We start from the raw sequence: 18,691 nt of genomic DNA, 5'->3' as shown, positions 1-18,691 counted from the left end.
GTTTGGGTGCGTGGATGGATGCACGCGAAAGCGTTGGATCAAGGACGGGGCGGTGGATTGCCCTGGCCTGTGCACACCCGGTTTGTGGATGTGATTGTTCGAATATCTGTGCTGCCTGAGGTTTCCCTCACCCCGGCCCCTCTACCAGTGGGAGAGGGGAGGGGAATTTCACTCCCGGTCGAGCGTGGTGCTGTGCGAGTGACCGCTAGGCGCCCGGTTGGCTGGAACCCCTGAGCGTACGTATGTACGTGATGGGGGCCGGCCAGCCGGGCAACAACGCGGACGCCGCTCAGCGACGCGCGCTTATTGGCACGCTTCGCAGTCGGGGTTATCGATGGAGCACGCGCTGGGCACCGGAGCCGGAGCCGGTGCTGCAGCCGGAGCGGCTTGCAGGGTTTCGCTGCCACCCGCCGATACGGCGTTCAGCTTGCCGGTGTTGATGGTCGACTTCTCGGTGCTGGTGGCGGCCAGGGCGCGGAGGTAGTAGGTGGTTTTCAGGCCACGGTACCAAGCCATGCGGTAGGTCACGTCCAGTTTCTTGCCCGAGGCGCCGGCGATGTAGAGGTTCAGGGACTGGGCCTGATCGATCCACTTCTGACGGCGGCTGGCGGCGTCGACGATCCACTTGGTTTCGACTTCGAACGCGGTGGCGTACAGGTCTTTCAGGTCTTGCGGGATGCGCTCGATCTGCTGCACGGAACCGTCGTAGTACTTCAGGTCGTTGACCATGACCGGATCCCACAGGCCACGGGCTTTGAGGTCGTGTACCAGGTAGGGGTTGATCACGGTGAACTCGCCGGAGAGGTTCGATTTCACGTAGAGGTTCTGGTAGGTCGGCTCGATGGACTGCGATACGCCGGTGATGTTGGCGATGGTCGCGGTCGGCGCGATGGCCATGATGTTCGAGTTACGAATACCTTTCTTGACGCGTTCGCGAACCGGGGCCCAGTCGAGGGACTCGGTCAGGTCGACGTCGATGTACTTCTGGCCACGGGCCTCGATGAGGATCTGCTGGGAGTCCAGCGGCAGGATGCCCTTGGACCACAGGGAGCCGTCGAAGGTCTCGTAGGCGCCGCGCTCGTCGGCCAGGTCACAGGACGCCTGGATGGCGTAGTAGCTCACCGCTTCCATGGACTTGTCGGCGAACTCGATGGCAGCGTCGGAGCCGTAGGCGATGTGCTGCAGGTACAGGGCGTCCTGGAAGCCCATGATGCCGAGGCCAACCGGGCGGTGCTTGAGGTTCGAGTTGCGAGCCTGCGGGACTGAGTAGTAGTTGATGTCGATAACGTTATCGAGCATGCGCACTGCGGTCTTGACGGTCTTCTCGAGCTTGGCGGTGTCCAGCTTGCCGTCGATGATGTGGTTGACCAGGTTGATCGAGCCCAGGTTGCAGACCGCGATCTCGTCCTTGTTGGTGTTCAGGGTGATCTCGGTGCAAAGGTTGGAGCTGTGGACCACGCCCACGTGCTGCTGCGGGCTACGCAGGTTGCACGGGTCCTTGAAGGTCAGCCACGGGTGGCCGGTCTCGAAGAGCATCGAGAGCATCTTGCGCCACAGGTCTTTGGCCTGGATGGTCTTGAACAGCTTGATCTTGCCGTACTGGGTCAGGGCTTCGTAGTACTCGTAGCGCTCTTCGAAGGCCTTGCCGGTCAGGTCGTGCAGGTCCGGTACTTCGGACGGCGAGAACAGGGTCCACTGGCCATCGTCGAACACGCGCTTCATGAACAGGTCGGGAATCCAGTTCGCGGTGTTCATGTCGTGGGTACGGCGGCGGTCGTCACCGGTGTTCTTGCGCAGCTCGATGAACTCTTCGATGTCCATGTGCCAGGTTTCGAGGTACGCGCAGACGGCGCCCTTGCGCTTGCCACCCTGGTTCACGGCTACGGCGGTGTCGTTCACGACTTTCAGGAACGGAACCACGCCCTGGGACTTGCCGTTGGTGCCCTTGATGTAGGAGCCCAGCGCACGGACCGGAGTCCAGTCGTTGCCCAGGCCACCGGCGAATTTCGACAGCATGGCGTTGTCGTGGATCGCGTTGTAGATGCCCGACAGGTCGTCCGGCACGGTGGTCAGGTAGCAGGAGGACAGCTGCGGACGCAGGGTGCCGGCGTTGAACAGGGTCGGGGTCGAGCTCATGTAGTCGAAGGACGACAGCAGGTTGTAGAACTCGATGGCGCGTTCTTCTTTCTGCTTCTCTTCGATGGCCAGGCCCATGGCCACGCGCATGAAGAAGACCTGAGGCAGTTCGAAGCGGATGCCGTCCTTGTGGATGAAATAACGGTCGTACAGGGTCTGCAGGCCGAGGTAGGTGAACTGCTGGTCACGCTCGTGGTTGATGGCCTTGCCCAGCTTTTCCAGGTCGAAGGTCTTCAGCTGCGGGTCGAGCAGTTCGAACTCGACGCCTTTTTCCACATAGGCCGGCAGGGCCTTGGCGTAGAGGTCGGCCATCTCGTGGTGAGTGGCGCTCTCGGCAACACCGAGGAAGCCCAGCGCTTCGGCGCGCAGGGTGTCCATCAGCAGGCGGGCGGTGACGTAGGAGTAGTTCGGCTCGCGCTCTACCAGGGTACGGGCAGTCATCACCAGGGCGGTGTTGACGTCCTTCTCGGCTACGCCGTCGTAGAGGTTCTTCAGGGTTTCACGCTCGATCAGCGAGCCGTCGACTTCGGCCAGGGCTTCGCAGGCTTCGCTGATGATGGTGTTCAGGCGGCCCATGTCCAGCGGCTGCTGGCTGCCGTCGGCGCGGGTGATGCGGATGCTCGGGTGCGGCTGGGCTACGTCGCTGGAGGCGCTGCGCTTGGAGCGCTCCTGGGCGCGGGATTCGCGGTAGATCACGTAGTCGCGAGCGACTTTCTGCTCGCCGGCGCGCATCAGGGCCAGTTCGACCTGGTCCTGGATTTCCTCGATGTGGATGGTGCCACCGGAGGGCATGCGACGCTTGAAGGTCGCGGTGACCTGCTCGGTCAGGCGGGCGACGGTTTCATGGATACGCGAAGAAGCAGCGGCAGTACCGCCTTCCACGGCGAGAAACGCTTTGGTGATGGCAACGGTGATCTTGTCGTCGGTGTACGGGACGACAGTGCCGTTGCGTTTGATCACGCGCAGCTGGCCAGGCGCAGTGGCGGCCAGATCCTGGTTGGAATCTGCTGCCTGCGGCGCTGCGGCCTGCGGGTTCTCGCGAGTGGTGTCGGTCTGCATGGGGTTCTCCATGTTCTGATTTATGTAAGAGCGCCCGAGTCGCCTTCATTCCCTTTCACAACGCGATGCGCACGGCGGGACGCCGAACGCGAAACGTGGAGCTACGAGGCAGAAGGACAGGACTCAAGTGCCTTCCTGGCCCTACAAGTCAAACGTCACGGTGTTAAACCGCCGTGACAAACACAATACCTAGTGGTGGACGCTACTCACGTCGCACCTGCTTCCGGCCCCCAGTCACGTTCTTTGTGTCCTGGGCCGGCACCGCTCGCCTGAGGCGAATGGTGGGTGAATTACCGCAAATGACGCACCGGTGGTCAGGCCCTGAAAAAGCCTTTAGCGCTTGATTCTAATTGTGTCCGGTGGTACGCCCTCACCCCAATATGTAGGGGCTGGGCTCGATGGGGGTACAAGATAATGCGCTGTTGGGGGTATTGCAAGGCGACCCACAACATCTAGCCTGTGGATAAGTTGTGGGTGATTTGTGGGTGACTGCGGAGTAACGGAGGCAAAGGCCCGGTGGCTCTAGGCTCTGCCGTTCGTCGCCGCCGAATGGGCGTTTTTCGAGGTGTGGCGGCGCTGTCGATGGCGTCGCAAGCTAACACAATATCTTGTGTTTCCGTATCTGATTGGCATGCGCTGTGCTATCGGTCCGGCATTGATACAATGCGACCCTTTTCATGATGGTCTGGACGCTGTCTACGGGAGTGCGTGGTGGAGCAAGAAGCCTGGCGAATCCTCATAGTCGAAGACGATCAGCGACTGGCCGATCTGACGCGAGAGTACCTGGAAGGCAATGGCCTGCAGGTGGCCATCGAATCCGATGGTGGCCAGGCCGTGGCGCGCATTCTGAGGGAGCGCCCCGATCTGGTGGTGCTGGACCTGATGCTGCCGGGCGAGGATGGCCTGTCTATCTGCCGCAAGCTGCGTGGCCAATATGAGGGCCCGATCCTGATGCTCACTGCGCGCACCGATGATATGGACCAGGTACTCGGCCTGGAGCTCGGCGCCGATGATTACGTCTGCAAGCCGGTGCGCCCGCGTGTGCTGCTCGCGCGCATTCGCGCCCTGTTGCGGCGAAGCGAGGCGGTGGCCGAAGCGCCCGTGGCGGAAAACCAGAGACGGCTGGAGTTCGGCCCGCTGGTCATCGACAACGCCATGCGCGAGGCCTGGCTCAGTGAGCGCAGCATCGAATTGACGAGTGCCGAGTTCGACCTGCTCTGGCTGCTGGCGGTGAATGCCGGGCGCATCCTGTCCCGCGAGGAGATCTTCAACTCCCTGCGCGGCATCGAGTACGACGGCCAGGATCGTTCCATCGATGTGCGCATTTCGCGTATCCGCCCAAAGATCGGCGACGACCCGATGCACCCGCGCCTGATCAAGACAGTGCGCAGCAAGGGCTACCTATTTGTAAGAGAGGCTGCCGAAGGCCTCTGACGGGCCGGTTGGCGGCCCGCTGCGTCCGGGCGACAGTCCATGAATTCGATCTTCCTGCGTATCTATGGCGGCATGCTGGTGACGCTGGTGCTGGTGGCGCTACTCGGCGTGTTCACCATTCACCAGGTCAACGAGGTGCGCTCCGACCAGTACCGCGAGAGCCTGGCACGCGGCACCTTCCGCCTGATGGCGGACAACCTCCAGCCCATGAACAACGTGGAACGCCGCCGTGCGGTGGTGCTCTGGGGGCGCCTGCTGGGCATTCCCCTGGAGCTGGAGTCCATGGACAACGCGAAGCTGGACAACAGCGCACGCAGCCGTCTGGTACGCGGCCAGGTGCTGGTCGAGCAGACGGGCCCCCACGCCGCGAGAGTCTACGGCCTGGTCAGCATGAGCGAGCGATTGTTGCTGACCGGCGAGGTGGAGCAGATCAGCGAGCAATTGGCGCGGGCCACCGTCTACCTATTGATGGATGAGCTGGTGCGTTTCCCGGTGAACGAACAGCCCCAACGCCTGGCGTCCCTCAAGGAGAACAAGCAGTTCGGCTTTGATCTGCGCCTGATCCCGTTGAGGAGCGCCGACCTCGACATCGACCAGCGCCGCCGGGTGGATGAGGGCGACACGGTCATGGCCCTGGGCAAGGATGGCGATTCCATCCGTGTTTTTGCCGGCATGGTGGACACTCCCTGGGTACTGGAGATGGGCCCGCTGCACCAGATGAATCCCTATCCGCCGCAATTGCTGGTGCTGATCGGTTTCCTCGGCCTCACTCTTATCGGTCTGACCGTCTACTTCCTGGTGCGCCAGCTGGAGCATCGTCTGATGGGCCTGGAAAGCGCCGCCACCGATATTGCCCAGGGCAAGCTGGATGCACGGGTACCGGCCAGGGGCGCGGATTCCGTAGGGCGTCTGGCAGCAGCGTTCAATGGCATGGCCGAGCAGTTGCAGCGCTTGTTGATGCTGCAGCGGGAGCTGATCCGCGCTGTATCCCATGAGCTGCGTACCCCGGTGGCGCGGCTGCGCTTTGGTCTGGAGATGATCGCCGACGCCGAGAGTGAGAGTGCCCGGCGCAAGTACATGGATGGTATGGACGGTGACATCCAGGAACTGGACAAGCTGGTGGACGAGATGCTGACCTACGCGCGCCTGGAACAGGGCTCGCCGGCCCTGCATTTCCAGCGAGTGGACCTGGATGCCCTGTTCGACCAGGTGATCGCCGAACTTTCCCACCTGCGCGCCAATGTGCGCATCGAGCGTGGTCTGTGCCTGAATGTTGGCACTGACGGCGCCTGGGTCGAGGCCGAACCGCGTTACCTGCATCGCGCCCTGCAGAATCTGGTGAGCAACGCGATGCGCCATGCCGAATCGCGGGTTCAGTTGAACTATCAGATCGGCCACAAGCGTTGCCGCATCGACGTCGAGGACGACGGCCCGGGCGTGCCGGAAAGCCAGTGGGAAAAGATCTTCAAACCCTTCATGCGCCTGGACGACAGCCGTACCCGCGCCTCCGGTGGCCACGGTCTGGGGCTGTCCATCGTGCGACGCATCATTTATTGGCACGCCGGCCGCGCGCAGATCGGTCGCAGCGAAACGCTGGGTGGTGCGCGCTTCAGCCTGGTGTGGCCGCGGCGGCAGAGCGAGGCGGAGACGTTGTAAGACGGCCCGTGGGGCCACATTCTCTGTGGGCGAATTCATTCGCCCACAGAGGTTTTTTGCCAGCGGCTCGTCTCAGGCGGCGACTGCCACCAGGCTCAGCACTCGTCCCTGGAACTCGCAGTGCCAGCCTTCGAGTTCACTTCCTGCCTTCCATTCTTCCGACAGGCCGATCAACAGCCTCAGGCGTGCTCGTGCGTTGTCGCAGCCCAGCAGTTCGGCATCGTGGAAGTAGAAACGTTTTTGCACGATGGGGTAGAGGGCCTTGAACAGGCTTTCCTTGATGGAAAAGGTCAGGGTAATGCGCTGGGCCTGCTGGTCGGGCGTAAGGCTATCAAGCCGTTGCAGTTCGGCAGGGGTGAGGATTTCTTCCGCCAGGCGCAGGGCACGCTCGGCCTTCATGGGTTCTTCCAGGTCCAGGCCCAGGCCGCGCCACTGGTTGTGATTGGCGACCAGCGCGGTGGCCAGCCCGTGGCTATGACTGATCGATCCGGTGATGCCGGCGGGCCAGACCGGTGCGCGGTCCTCCCCAAGGGCAGGCACGTCGGCACGGCCAGTCAGGGCGAGGAGGGCAGTACGGGCGCAGAGGCGGCCAGCGAGGAATTCTGTCTGCCGCTTGGCCACCGAGCGCTGGATATTGGTGGGCGCGGGGACGGCGCTGCGCGGAAAGTCGTCGGCGCTGAGCAAGTCCGGATCGAAGCGACAGGAGCGCATGACTACGCCCGGCAAGGCTTCAGAGAAGGGCCAGGTCGAGTCGAAGGGGCTGCAGCAGGCGGGGTGTTTCGGGTTCATGGCGGCATTCTGCCCGGCGCCGCTGGAATGGGCCAGCGGCCCGCGCGTTTACATATGTTTGCAAATGGCAAACAAAGCGAAACGGAAGCCCGCCCCAGGTTTTTGCCAGACTACGCGGGCGTTTCTTCTGGAACGCAGGTGAGGTTGTAGTCTGGAAACCTGGCAGTGCCGGTTCCGGACATTTTCTCTGAATTGAGTGCGGGAGCCCGGATGGGCTCCCGTTTTTTTTGTCTGCGATTCAGGGGCTGAGGGCTAAATGCCCGCCGACGAGGCCAGCGGAAAGGGCTTCAGGAGGGGTAAGAAGTTTCGTTCAGCTCAGGTTCAAGAAGGGTTCAGCGGCGGTTCAGTGGCTGGTGGGCAATCTAGCCCCCGAGTTCAGCAACTACACGACCACTCGAAAAGGAATCCCACCATGAACCGTACCTTCAGCCATATCGCCCTCGCTTCTGCCCTGGCCCTTGCTGCCGCCGGCGCCCAGGCCGCGGACAACTTCGTCGGTCTGACCTGGGGGCAGACCAACAACAACATCCAGAAGTCCGATTCGCTGAACGCGAACCTGAACAATCCCAATCTGGACAAGGTCATCCACAAGACTGGCACCTGGGGTGTACGTGCCGGCCAGCAGACCGACGGCGGCCGCTACTACATGACCTACGAGAACTTCTCCGATACCAATAGCGGCTACAAGCTGCGCCAGCAGAACCTCCTCGGCAGCTACGATGTGTTCGTGCCGGTGGGTGACTACAACACCAAGCTGTTCGGCGGTGCGACCCTCGGCCTGGTCAAGCTGGAGCAGGAAAGCAAGGCCATGAGCCGCGACAGCAACATCAACTACGCTGCCGGTCTGCAGGCCGGTATTCTCCAGGACCTGAGCAAGAATGCGTCGATCGAGGCCGGCTACCGCTACCTGCGTACCAACGTCAGCACCGACATGGGTGAACACGGAGGTCCGCGTCTGGGCTCCCTGGATCTGCATAGCAGCGGCCAGGCCTACCTGGGCGCCAACTACAAGTTCTGATGCGTTCCATGCAACGGGCCGGGCATTTGCCCGGCCGCCTCATTGATACGGAGAGCGGCCCATGAAACTGCTGGTTGTGGAAGACGAGGCGCTGCTGCGCCATCACCTCTACACCCGTCTCGGCGAGCAGGGACATGTCGTGGATGCGGTGCCCGACGCCGAGGAAGCGCTATATCGCGCGGCGGAATACAACCATGACCTGGCAGTGGTTGACCTCGGCCTGCCGGGCATGAGCGGGCTGGATCTGATCCGTCAGTTGCGCAGCCAGGGCAAGAGCTTCCCCATCCTCATTCTCACCGCCCGTGGCAACTGGCAGGACAAGGTCGAGGGGCTGGCCGCCGGGGCTGACGATTACGTGGTCAAGCCTTTCCAGTTCGAGGAACTGGAGGCACGGCTGAATGCACTGTTGCGGCGTTCTTCGGGGTTCGTTCAGTCAACGATAGAGGCGGGTCCGCTGCTACTGGACCTGAACCGCAAGCAGGCACAACTGGACGGTGAACCCGTAGCGCTCACAGCCTACGAATACCGCATCCTCGAATACCTGATGCGTCATCACCAGCAGGTTGTGGCCAAGGAGCGGCTGATGGAGCAGCTGTATCCGAATGATGAGGAGCGTGATCCCAATGTGATCGAAGTGTTGGTCGGTCGCCTGCGCCGCAAGCTGGAGGGCGGCAGCGGATTCAAGCCGATCGACACTGTGCGCGGCCAGGGCTACCTGTTCACCGAGCGCTGCCGATGACCAAGGCATGGCGGAATTTCTACCGCCCGATGGGATGGTCGCTGCGCCTGCGACTTATGCTGGGTGCCGCCGCGATGGCGGTGCTGTTCATGCTCGCATTGCTGCCAGCGCTGCGGGGCGCCTTCGTGATCGCCCTCGACCAGTCCATCGAGCAGCGGCTGGCCGCCGATGCCAGTGCGCTGATCGCGGCGGCCCGTGTGGAGAACGGCCAGCTGGAGATGCCCGACAAGCTGCCCAACGAGGAGTTCGACAACCTGGAGGCCAGTCAGCTTGGCTACATCTACGACAGTGAAGGTGCCAAGGTCTGGCAGTCCCTTTCATCGCGGGATGAGCAGGTGACCTACCGGCCGCGCTACGACGGCCAGGGCCACGAGTTTCTCAGGGTCGCGGATGCCAAGGGGCGCGAGTTCTTCGTCTACGACGTGGAGGTGGACCTGCTGCGCGGGCAGCGCGCCGCCTACAGCGTCGTCACCATGCAGCCGGTTAGCGACTACCAGTCCATGTACGACGGATTCCTCCAGCAGCTCTACCTCTGGCTGGGGGGAGCGCTATTGGTGCTGCTGGGGTTGCTCTGGTTCGGCTTGACCTGGGGCTTTCGCAGCCTGCGCGGGCTCAGTGCCGAGCTGGACCAGGTGGAATCCGGCAGCCGTGACAGCCTGAGTGACGACCACCCGCGTGAGCTGCTGCGCCTGACCAAGTCCCTCAATCGCCTGCTGGATAGCGAACGCCGTCAGCGCGAGCGCTATCGCAATTCGCTGGACGACCTTGCCCATAGTCTGAAGACGCCGCTCTCCGTGCTGCAGGGCGTCAGCGAGAACATCGCCGCCCGGTCGGACAACCGCGAGCAGGCGCGGGTGCTGCAGAGTCAGATAGAGCGCATGAGCCAGCAGATCGGCTACCAGCTGCAGCGGGCGTCACTGCGCAAGAGTGGCCTGGTACGTCACCGGGTGCGTCTGGCGCCGCTGCTGGACACCCTTTGCGATGCGCTGGACAAGGTCTATCGGGAGAAGCGTGTGCGTGTGGAGCGGGATTTCGACCAGGACCTGATGATCCCTATGGAGCAGGGAGCCTTGCTGGAGATGCTCGGCAACCTGCTGGAGAACGCGTTCCGCCTGTGTCTGGGGGAAATTCGCGTCAGTGCCCGTGTGCGCGGCGGTCATTGCGAACTCAAGGTGGAGGACGACGGCCCCGGCGTGCCGCTGGATCAGCGCGAGCGCATCCTCAAGCGCGGCGAGCGGCTGGACGCCCAGCATCCGGGGCAGGGCATAGGTACGGCGGTAATCAAGGACATCATCGAAAGCTACGACGGCGAACTGTTCCTGGAGGAGTCCCCGTTGGGCGGGGCGGAGTTCAGGATTCGGTTTCCGTTGCTCTGAAATCGGCTGAAGCCCACCCTGCGGCAGAACTGCGTTCTGCTTGGCGGATGAATTCGCCCCTACAGCCCATCCACATTCCGGGCCGATTTAGGTCTCCTGCGCCCGATACGCCCCCGGCGTCAGTCCGGTCCACTTCTTGAACGCCCGATGGAATGCCGATGGTTCGGAGAAGCCGAGCTGTTCGGCGATGTCCTGGATGGAGAGTTCATCCCGGCCCAGGTGGTAGATGGCCAGGTCGCGGCGCAGGTGGTCCTTCAGTTCCTGGAAGCTCGAACCCTCCTCCCGTAAGTGTCGACGCAGGGTCTGCGGGCTGATGTGCAGGTGCTGGGCCACCGCTTCCAAGTCTGGCCAGGTACGGCAGTCGCGGCCAAGCAGGCGGCGGATCTGGCTGGTCAGACTGTCGCCGCCATCGGGACGGGCCAGCAGGTCGGCCGGGGAGTGTTCGAGGAAGTGCTTGAGGGTGCGCTCGTCTTGTAGCAGCGGCATGGCCAGGTAGCGCGAATGAAAGCGCAGGCTGATGCGCGGCGCCCCGAAGTGGCGGCTGGTGGGGAAGAGCAATTCGTACTCGGCCGCGTGGGCCGGTTTGGCATAGCTGAAGGTGGCTTCCTCCAGCCGGATGCGCTGGCCAATCAGCCAACTGCCCAACCGATGCCAGATAACCAGCAGGCTTTCCACCAGGAAGTGGTCCGGGTCGCGGAGCAGCGCGTCGTCCACCGTCAGGACGGCGAAATCGCCGTCCCGTTCCAGCTGGATGCGCGGGGCATCAGGGAACAGCCCGTAGAAAAGGGTACCCCTCACGAGGGCCTTTTCCAGGCTGCGGCAATGGATGATTGCGTGGCACATCATGGCGAAGGTGCCGCGCTTGCTGCGCTGCTGGCCGAAGCCCATGTACTCGTCGTCGAGCACTTCCCAGAGCAGCTGCATCAGTCGCGCGAACTGTTCAGGAGCCACGCGGGCCCGCGGTTCGTCCAGCAGGGCCGGCTGAATGCCGGCGGCACGCAGCAAGGGGGTGCAATCCACGCCATGGTGCATGGCGCCGCACAAGGCGGCCCGGACGAAATGGCTGGCGATTGTGCGCTCGCGCATGGGGCTGATCCGTGGTCAGGGAGGCCGATGTTAGGGCGTGGCTGGAGGCGGCCACAAGGGCGCAAGTGGCGGAAATCCCCCTGGGGTCCTGGCGGAAATCCGCCCAAGGGATGCGTTGGGCTGGGTTTGTTTCTCTTTCAAGTCATTGAAATATAAGACTTTATTAAAATCAGAGGACTTGGCACAACGGCTGCTATGGAGAGATTGCCGTCCATTCGACTGGACCGCACAACAACAAAAGTCTCCCAGACAGGGAGATATGTCGATCACAGTGACGCCAGGCCTTACGGAACAGGTCGGGATCACTTGAAAGGAACACTGCCATGTCCCGCCAACCGTTCTACAAGAGCCTGTACGTCCAGGTCATCGTCGCCATCGCCATCGGCATCCTGCTGGGTCACTTCTATCCGGAGACCGGTGTTGCGCTCAAACCCCTGGGTGACGGCTTCGTCAAACTGATCAAGATGGCCATCGCGCCCATCATTTTCTGCACCGTGGTCAGCGGCATCGCCGGCATGCAGGACATGAAGGCAGTGGGTAAGACCGGCGGCTACGCGCTGCTGTATTTCGAAATCGTATCCACCATCGCGCTGATCATCGGCCTGGTCGTGGTCAACATCGTCCAGCCTGGTGTCGGCATGCATGTCGATCCGGCCACCCTGGACACCAAGGGCATTGCCGCCTTCACCGCTGCCGGCGAACAGCAGAGCACCATTGCCTTCCTGCTCAACGTCATCCCCAGCACCATCGTTGGCGCCTTCGCCTCGGGTGACATCCTGCAGGTGCTGTTCTTCTCCGTGATCTTCGCTTTCGCCCTGCAGCGCATGGGTGACTACGGCAAGCCGGTGCTGGAATTCATCGATCGCATCGCCCAGGTCATGTTCGGCATCATCAACATGATCATGAAGGTCGCCCCCATCGGTGCCTTCGGTGCCATGGCCTTCACCATCGGCCAGTACGGCGTGGGTTCGCTGGTGCAGCTTGGCCAGTTGATGCTGTGCTTCTACATCACCTGCGTGTTCTTCATCCTGGTGGTCCTGGGCGGTATCGCCCGTGCCCACGGCTTCAGCATCCTGCGCTTCATCCGCTACATCCGCGAAGAGTTGCTGATCGTACTCGGTACGTCTTCTTCCGAGTCGGCCCTGCCGCGCATGCTGAACAAGATGGAAAAACTGGGTGCCAAGAAGTCCGTGGTCGGCCTGGTGATCCCCACTGGCTACTCCTTCAACCTGGATGGCACTTCCATCTACCTGACCATGGCTGCGGTGTTCATCGCCCAGGCTACTGACACCACCATGGACATCACTCACCAGCTGACCCTGCTGGCTGTGCTGCTGATCGCATCCAAGGGCGCCGCCGGCGTCACCGGTTCCGGCTTCATTGTGTTGGCCGCCACTCTGTCCGCCGTTGGCCACCTGCCGGTTGCCGGCCTGGCACTGATCCTCGGCATCGACCGCTTCATGTCCGAAGCCCGTGCCCTGACCAACCTGATCGGCAACGGCGTTGCCACCATCGTGGTCGCCAAGTGGTGCAAGCAACTGGACGAAGACACTCTGCAGCGTGAGCTGGCTTCCAGCGGAAAGTCCGAAGCTCCTGCCGCTCCGCAGACCGCTGCCTGATCGACGACTGCTACAGCGTTCTCCTCCCCGCGAGGAGACTTTCTCAAGCCCGGCTCCCCGTAGCCGGGCTTTCTTTGTCCTGCCGAATGGCTCTTCGACTTGATCTGGGTCAAGCCCGGTGCGCTGGCGCCAAAGGAACATTCTCGCCCTTCACGGGGTGGGTGCCTGCAGGCGCTGTGCCTCTTTCTGCGCCGTTTGGTACTAAGGACAACACCATGAACAGCATGAATCTTGCCTGGTCGTCGGATTATTCGACCGGGATCTCGATCATTGACGAGCAGCACAAGCGTCTCTTCGACTACTTCGCCGAGATCGAGGAAGGGGTCGCCCGCGACGATTCGCAGGGGCTCGAACTCGTAGTGCATGGCCTGATCCACTACGCCATTTCCCACAACACTTACGAAGAGTCGCTGATGGAGCAGGCTGGATATCCGATGCTGGAGGCGCATCGGGCCACCCATGAAAGTTTCAAGGCGCGGGCCCAGGACCTGCTCAAGAAGCTTGAATCAGGTGAGGCTCCCGCCAAGGTAGCGGCCAAGGCAAGAATCTTCATCGGCCTCTGGCTGGTCAGCCACGTCAAGCAGGAAGACCAGGACTACGTGCCTTATGTGAAGAAACTTGGGCGCAAGAGCCTGATGTCGTCGCTTTTGGGCAAGCTGTTCGGTTGAATGCGTATCTGGTCGATTGAGTCAATTCGCTCTGAGCGCTTGCGTCATTGAGGGCGCAAGGCGCTGGCGCCTAACCTGCGGCACGACTTCGGCCCAGGGAGGCAACCCCATGCAGCGCATTCATTTCGAGACCGAACACAATCTGTTCCGCGAGGCTTTCCGAGCCTTCCTGCAAAGGGAAGTGGTTCCGCACCAGGACGAGTGGGAAGCGGCCGGCGTGGTCGACCGCAGCGTGTGGAAGAAAGCTGGGGAGATGGGCTTCCTGCTGCCTTGGGCGGACGAGGAATACGGTGGTTCCGGGCTCAAGGACTTCCGTTACGAGCAGATCATGTGCGAGGAACTGGCCTACATCAACGAGCCGGGCTTCATGATTCCTCTGCATTCGGCCCTCTGCGGCCCCTACATCGCCGAGTACGGCAACGCCGAGCAGAAGGCGCGCTTCCTACCGGGAATCATCCGCGGCGAAACCATCCTCGCTGTGGCCATGACCGAACCTTCCGCTGGCTCCGATCTGGCTGGCATGCGCACTACCGCAATCGACAAGGGTGACCATTACCTGCTCAACGGCTCCAAGGTGTTCATCTCAAACGGGCTGCTGGCGGACGTGGTGATCGTCGCCGCCAAGACCGACCCGGCGAACAAGCACGCCATGGGTCTGTTCCTGGTGGAGCGGGGCATGGAGGGTTTCGAGCGTGGTCGCAACCTGAAGAAGCTGGGCATGAAGAGCCAGGACACTGCCGAGCTGTTCTTCAATAACGTGAAGGTGCCGAAGGAAAACCTGCTGGGCGATGCCAAGGGTGGCTTCTTCTATCTGATGAACATGCTCGCTCAGGAGCGGCTGACCAATGCCTGCGGTGCAGTGGCCGGCGCCGAGGCCGCGCTGCTCACCACCATCGACTACGTGAAGGAGCGCAAGGCCTTCGATCGGCCCGTAGCGCACTTCCAGAACACCCGCTTCAAGCTGGCCGAGATGCGTACCCAGATCGACGTCGCGCAGGTGTTCACCGACCGCTGCGTGATGGACCACAACCAGAAGAAGCTCACTCCCGAGGTGGCCGCCGAGGCCAAGCTGTTCACCACAGAACTGCTGTGCAAGGTGGTGGACGAAGGCGTGCAGTTGCATGGCGGCTGGGGCTACATGTGGGAGTACCCGATCTGCAAGATGTACGCGAACGCGCGTATCCAGCGCATCTTCGCCGGCACTTCGGAAATCATGAAAGAGATCATCAGCCGCGGGATGAAGCTCTGAGGATGGCGGGCGGTGCGCGTGGCGCACCGTACAAATGTGCCCCGTAGGGTGTGCCGTGCGCACCTTGAACAGACACTATTGAGGCAATCGTCATGACTCACGCAAAAGGCGCCATCGATGCCTGGGCCCAGCTTGCTACTGGCCGAACCCGCGAGCTGATACCCGAGGCAGTGCGGCTGTTCGAGAAGTCCGGAACCACGTCCCTGCTCGACAAGGGCCTGAGTCCCGAGCAAACCGTTGCCGAAATGGACCGTGCCGGCATCGACAAGCTGATGGTCAGCGCCTGGTGCCGTCCTGAACGCTGGGTAAGCACCAACGAAGAAGTGGCCGAATACACCCGCGCCTTCCCCGATCGCTTCGTCGGGGTTGCAGCGGTGGACATGAGCAAGCCCATGGCCGCCCTGCGCGAGTTGGACCGCGCCGTGAATGAGCTGGGTTTCAAGGCGCTGCGGGTAGTGCCATGGCTGTGGAAACTGCCGCCCAACCACCGGCTCTACTACCCGCTCTATGCGAAGTGCATCGAGCTGGACATCCCCTTCTGCACTCAGGTGGGCCACACCGGCCCGCTGATGCCCTCGGAAACCGGCCGGCCCGTGCCGTACCTGGACGAGGTGGCGCTGGACTTCCCCGAGCTGCGCATCGTCGCTGGGCATATCGGCCATCCCTGGACCGAGGAAATGATTGGCGTCGCCTGGAAGCACGACAACATCTATATCGATACTTCTGCCTACCTGCCGCGCTACTACCCGCAGGCGTTGATCCAGTACATGAAGACTTACGGCCAGGACAAGGTGCTATTCGGCAGCAACTTTCCGCAGTTGTCGCTCTCGCGTTGCATGGAGCAGGTAGAGGAGATGGGGCTGTCGGAGGATGTGAAAGGAAAATTCCTTCACGGCAACGCACGAAGAGTGTTCAAGCTCTAGAGTGATGGGCCATTGGGCAGCGAGCCGATAACAACAATAAGAGGGGCGAAGGATGAGCGAAGCATTGCCGTTGCAACGTTTCACCCACTGGGTGGCGACCACGCCAGACCGCGTCTGGCTGCGCCAGCCGGTGGCGCGGACCTGGCATCCCATCACCTGGCGCGAGGCCGACGACCGCGCCCGGCGCCTGGCCAGCGCACTGCGGGCCCTGGGCTGCGAGCCGGGCGACCGGGTGGCAATACTTGCGAAGAACTGCGCGGAATGGATCCTGAGCGACATGGCGATCATGCTCGCCGGACTGGTCAGCGTGCCGCTCTACCCGCTGCAATCGGCCGAGAGCATCGAGTACGTGCTACGCCATTCCGCATGCAAGGTGATCATCCTCGGCAAGCTGGATGATGCCGAGCGCCTGGAATCCGGCATTCCCGACAGCGTGGCACGCATCGCCATGCCCTATCCGACGCTGCGCGCCGAACATGCCTGGGGCGATTTGCTGTCGCGTTACGAACCCATGAGTAAAACCCATGAGCAGCGCCCGGACGAACTGCTCAGCATCCTCTATACCTCCGGCACCACCGGCCAGCCCAAGGGCGTGATGCAGACGGCGCGGGCGTTCGCCTTCGCCTCCAGCCGCTCGGTAGGGGAAATGGGGCTGGGGCCGGACGACCGGTTCTTTTCCTACCTGCCGCTGTCTCATGCCGCCGAACGCTTCCTGGTGCAAACCAACAGCCTCTATTGCGGCGGTGAAATCGCTTTCGTCGAATCCCTGGAAACCTTCGCTGAAGACCTGCGTCAGGTGCGACCAACCCAGTTCTTCTCGGTTCCACGCTTGTGGACGCGCTTCCAGCAGGGCGTACTGGAGCGGCTACCCCAGGGGCGACTCGACCGCTTGCTGGCCATTCCGCTGCTGGGGGCTCTGGTGGCGTGGAAGATCCGCCGCGGTCTGGGGCTGGACCGCGCGCGAGTGCTGGTGAGCGGTGCGGCGCCCATTCCGGTGGCGTTGCTGGAGTGGTATCGGCGCATCGGCCTGACTATCTGCGAGGGCTACGGCATGACCGAGAATTTCGCCTACGGCAACTTCAATCGGCCGGGGCAGGTGCGCTTCGGCACGGTGGGCCGGGTGATGCCGGACAACGACCTGCGCATCGCCGATGACGGAGAAATCCTCTACCGCAGCCCATCGCTGATGAGCGGCTACTACCTGGAGCCGGAGAAGAGCGCAGAAACCCTGCGCGATGGCTGGCTGCATACCGGCGACAAGGGGCATGTCGACGACGACGGCTACCTGCGCATTACCGGTCGGGTGAAGGACATCTTCAAGACCAGCAAGGGCAAGTACGTGGCGCCGGCCCCCATCGAGGGCGAAATCGCCAAGAATCTCTGGGTCGAGCAGGTGTGTCTGATGGGCAGCGGCCTGGACCAGCCGCTGGCGTTGATCGAGCTGAGCCCGGCCGCCCGCGAGCAGGCCCGCGCCCAGGTGGAGGCGGACCTGCTGACCACCCTCGAACAACTCAATGACCGGCTGCTGCCCCATGAGCGCGTCAGCCATCTGCTGCTGGTGCGTGAGCCCTGGACGGTGGATAACGGCTGCATGACCCCGACCATGAAGATTCGCCGCAACGTGCTGGAGGCCCGTTACGCCCCGGCGGTCGACCGTCTCGATGCACACCAGGCGTTGCACTGGGAATGACCGCCAGAACATACGCATCAGGAGTTGCCATGAAAGGCCCTTTGTCTTCGCTGAAAATCCTCGACTTCTCCACCCTGCTGCCGGGGCCCTTCGCCTCGTTGCTGCTGGCTGACATGGGCGCCGATGTGCTCCGGGTGGAGTCGCCTACGCGTACAGACCTGGTGCGTGTGCTGCCGCCCCACGACGGCGGCCAGTCCACCAGCCACGCCTATCTGAACCGCAACAAGCGCAGCATTGCCCTGGACTTGAAACGGCCGGAGGCGGTGGAGCTGGTCAGACAACTGGTGCAGGAATACGACATCGTCCTGGAACAGTTCCGTCCAGGCGTCATGGAACGGCTGGGGCTGGGTTATGAAGCGCTGAAGGCGATCAACCCGAAGCTGATCTATTTATCCATCACCGGCTATGGCCAGACCGGCCCCTATCGCGACCGTGCCGGACACGACATCAACTACCTGGCCCTGGCCGGTATCGCCAGCTACACCGGACGCCGCGACAGCGGACCGCTGCCGCTGGGCGTACAACTCGCGGATATTGGCGGCGGCTCCCTGCATGGGGTGATGGGCCTGCTCGCGGCTGTGATCCATCGCCAGGTGACAGGGGAGGGGCAGCACGTGGACGTCAGCATGACCGACTGCGCCTTCGCCCTGCACGGCATGGCGGGTGCCAGCTATCTCGGTGCGGGTGTTGAACCGGCCATGGAGAACCAGGCCCTGAATGGCGGCAGCTTCTACGACTACTACCGTACCCGTGATGGCCGCTGGTTCTCTGTAGGAAGCTTGGAGCCGCAGTTCATGCAGCAGTTCTGCGCCGCCCTTGGCCGTCCCGAGCTGGCAGCGAAGGGGCTGTCGCCCAGGCCCGAAGACCAGCAGGAGCTGAAACGGGCCATCGAGATCGAATTCGAAAAGCGCGACTTCGCCGAGTGGGTCGAGGTCTTCGCCGAGCTGGACGCCTGCGTGGAGCCGATGCTGCCGCTGTCCGAGGCGGTGGATCATCCACAGATCAAGGCCCGCGGCCTGGTGGTGGAGGTTCCGCGCGAAGGCTTGCCTGCGCAGAAGCAGATCGGCTGTCCGATCAGGTTCTCTGCCGGCCTGCCCGCGCCGCGCCATGCCGGCGGCCCGTTGGGCTCGCATACCGCTGAAGTGCTGGCCGCGCTGGGGCTCAGCGCCGAGCAGATCGAGGGGCTGAAGGCGGCGAAGGTGGTGGGTTGACGGGGCGAAGCAGGAACCTTGTGGGGGGCGAACTCATT

14 protein-coding genes are annotated in these 18,691 nt (G+C 62.6%); 11 read left to right on the top strand and 3 right to left on the bottom strand.

What is annotated here, in order from left to right; all coding sequences use genetic code 11:
* Positions 1 to 303 precede the first annotated feature (303 nt).
* A complete protein-coding gene (locus D6Z43_RS11035) occupies positions 304 to 3,195 on the bottom strand; it encodes a ribonucleoside-diphosphate reductase subunit alpha (RefSeq protein WP_120652041.1) in 2,892 nt (963 codons plus the stop codon).
* A 711-nt stretch (positions 3,196 to 3,906) separates the two neighbouring features.
* Between D6Z43_RS11035 and D6Z43_RS11030 the strand changes: the two genes are divergently transcribed.
* Entirely contained in the window at positions 3,907 to 4,629 is a 723-nt protein-coding gene (locus D6Z43_RS11030) for a response regulator (protein WP_120652040.1), read from the top strand.
* 39 nt (positions 4,630 to 4,668) lie between these two features.
* Positions 4,669 to 6,285, top strand: a complete 1,617-nt coding sequence (locus D6Z43_RS11025) for an ATP-binding protein (RefSeq protein ID WP_120652038.1) — start codon at positions 4,669 to 4,671, stop codon at positions 6,283 to 6,285.
* Between the two features lie 72 nt (positions 6,286 to 6,357).
* Here the strand turns inward: D6Z43_RS11025 and D6Z43_RS11020 are convergent, their stop codons facing one another.
* Positions 6,358 to 7,074, bottom strand: a complete 717-nt coding sequence (locus D6Z43_RS11020; protein ID WP_120652036.1) for a 4'-phosphopantetheinyl transferase — start codon at positions 7,072 to 7,074, stop codon at positions 6,358 to 6,360.
* Positions 7,075 to 7,486: 412 nt separating this feature from the next.
* Between D6Z43_RS11020 and D6Z43_RS11015 the strand changes: the two genes are divergently transcribed.
* The 3 genes from D6Z43_RS11015 (at position 7,487) to D6Z43_RS11005 (ending at position 10,207) form a co-directional block, all read left to right on the top strand.
* Positions 7,487 to 8,092 carry an outer membrane beta-barrel protein gene (locus D6Z43_RS11015; protein WP_120652034.1) on the top strand — a complete coding sequence of 202 codons (606 nt, stop codon included), beginning with the start codon at positions 7,487 to 7,489 and terminating at the stop codon, positions 8,090 to 8,092.
* A 61-nt stretch (positions 8,093 to 8,153) separates the two neighbouring features.
* Positions 8,154 to 8,831: a response regulator gene (locus D6Z43_RS11010; protein WP_077525528.1), complete on the top strand. Its 678-nt coding sequence runs from the start codon at positions 8,154 to 8,156 to the stop codon at positions 8,829 to 8,831.
* On the top strand, positions 8,828 to 10,207 hold the full coding sequence (locus tag D6Z43_RS11005) for an ATP-binding protein (RefSeq protein ID WP_371924380.1): 1,380 nt from the start codon (positions 8,828 to 8,830) through the stop codon (positions 10,205 to 10,207). Before D6Z43_RS11010 ends, D6Z43_RS11005 begins: the two co-directional genes overlap by 4 nt.
* A gap of 87 nt (positions 10,208 to 10,294) precedes the next feature.
* On the opposite strand, the gene D6Z43_RS11000 is transcribed toward D6Z43_RS11005, so the two are convergent.
* Positions 10,295 to 11,293, bottom strand: coding sequence for an AraC family transcriptional regulator (locus tag D6Z43_RS11000; RefSeq protein WP_120652032.1), 999 nt, complete (start codon positions 11,291 to 11,293; stop codon positions 10,295 to 10,297).
* A gap of 323 nt (positions 11,294 to 11,616) precedes the next feature.
* Here D6Z43_RS11000 and D6Z43_RS10995 point away from each other — a divergent pair, with 323 nt between their 5' ends.
* The 6 genes from D6Z43_RS10995 (at position 11,617) to D6Z43_RS10970 (ending at position 18,653) form a co-directional block, all read left to right on the top strand.
* Positions 11,617 to 12,912 (top strand): dicarboxylate/amino acid:cation symporter, encoded by a 1,296-nt coding sequence (locus tag D6Z43_RS10995; protein WP_120652031.1) that lies wholly within the window; start codon positions 11,617 to 11,619, stop codon positions 12,910 to 12,912.
* A 215-nt stretch (positions 12,913 to 13,127) separates the two neighbouring features.
* Entirely contained in the window at positions 13,128 to 13,580 is a 453-nt protein-coding gene (locus D6Z43_RS10990) for a bacteriohemerythrin (protein WP_120652029.1), read from the top strand.
* A 109-nt stretch (positions 13,581 to 13,689) separates the two neighbouring features.
* Positions 13,690 to 14,829 (top strand): acyl-CoA dehydrogenase family protein, encoded by a 1,140-nt coding sequence (locus D6Z43_RS10985; RefSeq protein WP_120652027.1) that lies wholly within the window; start codon positions 13,690 to 13,692, stop codon positions 14,827 to 14,829.
* Positions 14,830 to 14,921: 92 nt separating this feature from the next.
* Positions 14,922 to 15,752 carry an amidohydrolase family protein gene (locus tag D6Z43_RS10980; protein ID WP_120652025.1) on the top strand — a complete coding sequence of 277 codons (831 nt, stop codon included), beginning with the start codon at positions 14,922 to 14,924 and terminating at the stop codon, positions 15,750 to 15,752.
* Between the two features lie 52 nt (positions 15,753 to 15,804).
* Positions 15,805 to 17,442 (top strand): AMP-binding protein, encoded by a 1,638-nt coding sequence (locus tag D6Z43_RS10975; protein ID WP_120652023.1) that lies wholly within the window; start codon positions 15,805 to 15,807, stop codon positions 17,440 to 17,442.
* Positions 17,443 to 17,471: 29 nt separating this feature from the next.
* Positions 17,472 to 18,653, top strand: coding sequence for a CaiB/BaiF CoA-transferase family protein (locus D6Z43_RS10970; protein ID WP_120652022.1), 1,182 nt, complete (start codon positions 17,472 to 17,474; stop codon positions 18,651 to 18,653).
* Positions 18,654 to 18,691: the final 38 nt, after the last annotated feature.

This window comes from Pseudomonas sp. DY-1 (assembly GCF_003626975.1).
Taxonomy (GTDB): domain Bacteria; phylum Pseudomonadota; class Gammaproteobacteria; order Pseudomonadales; family Pseudomonadaceae; genus Metapseudomonas.
Note: the sequence above shows the minus strand (reverse complement) of the source record. Positions and strands in the feature narration are given on the sequence as shown.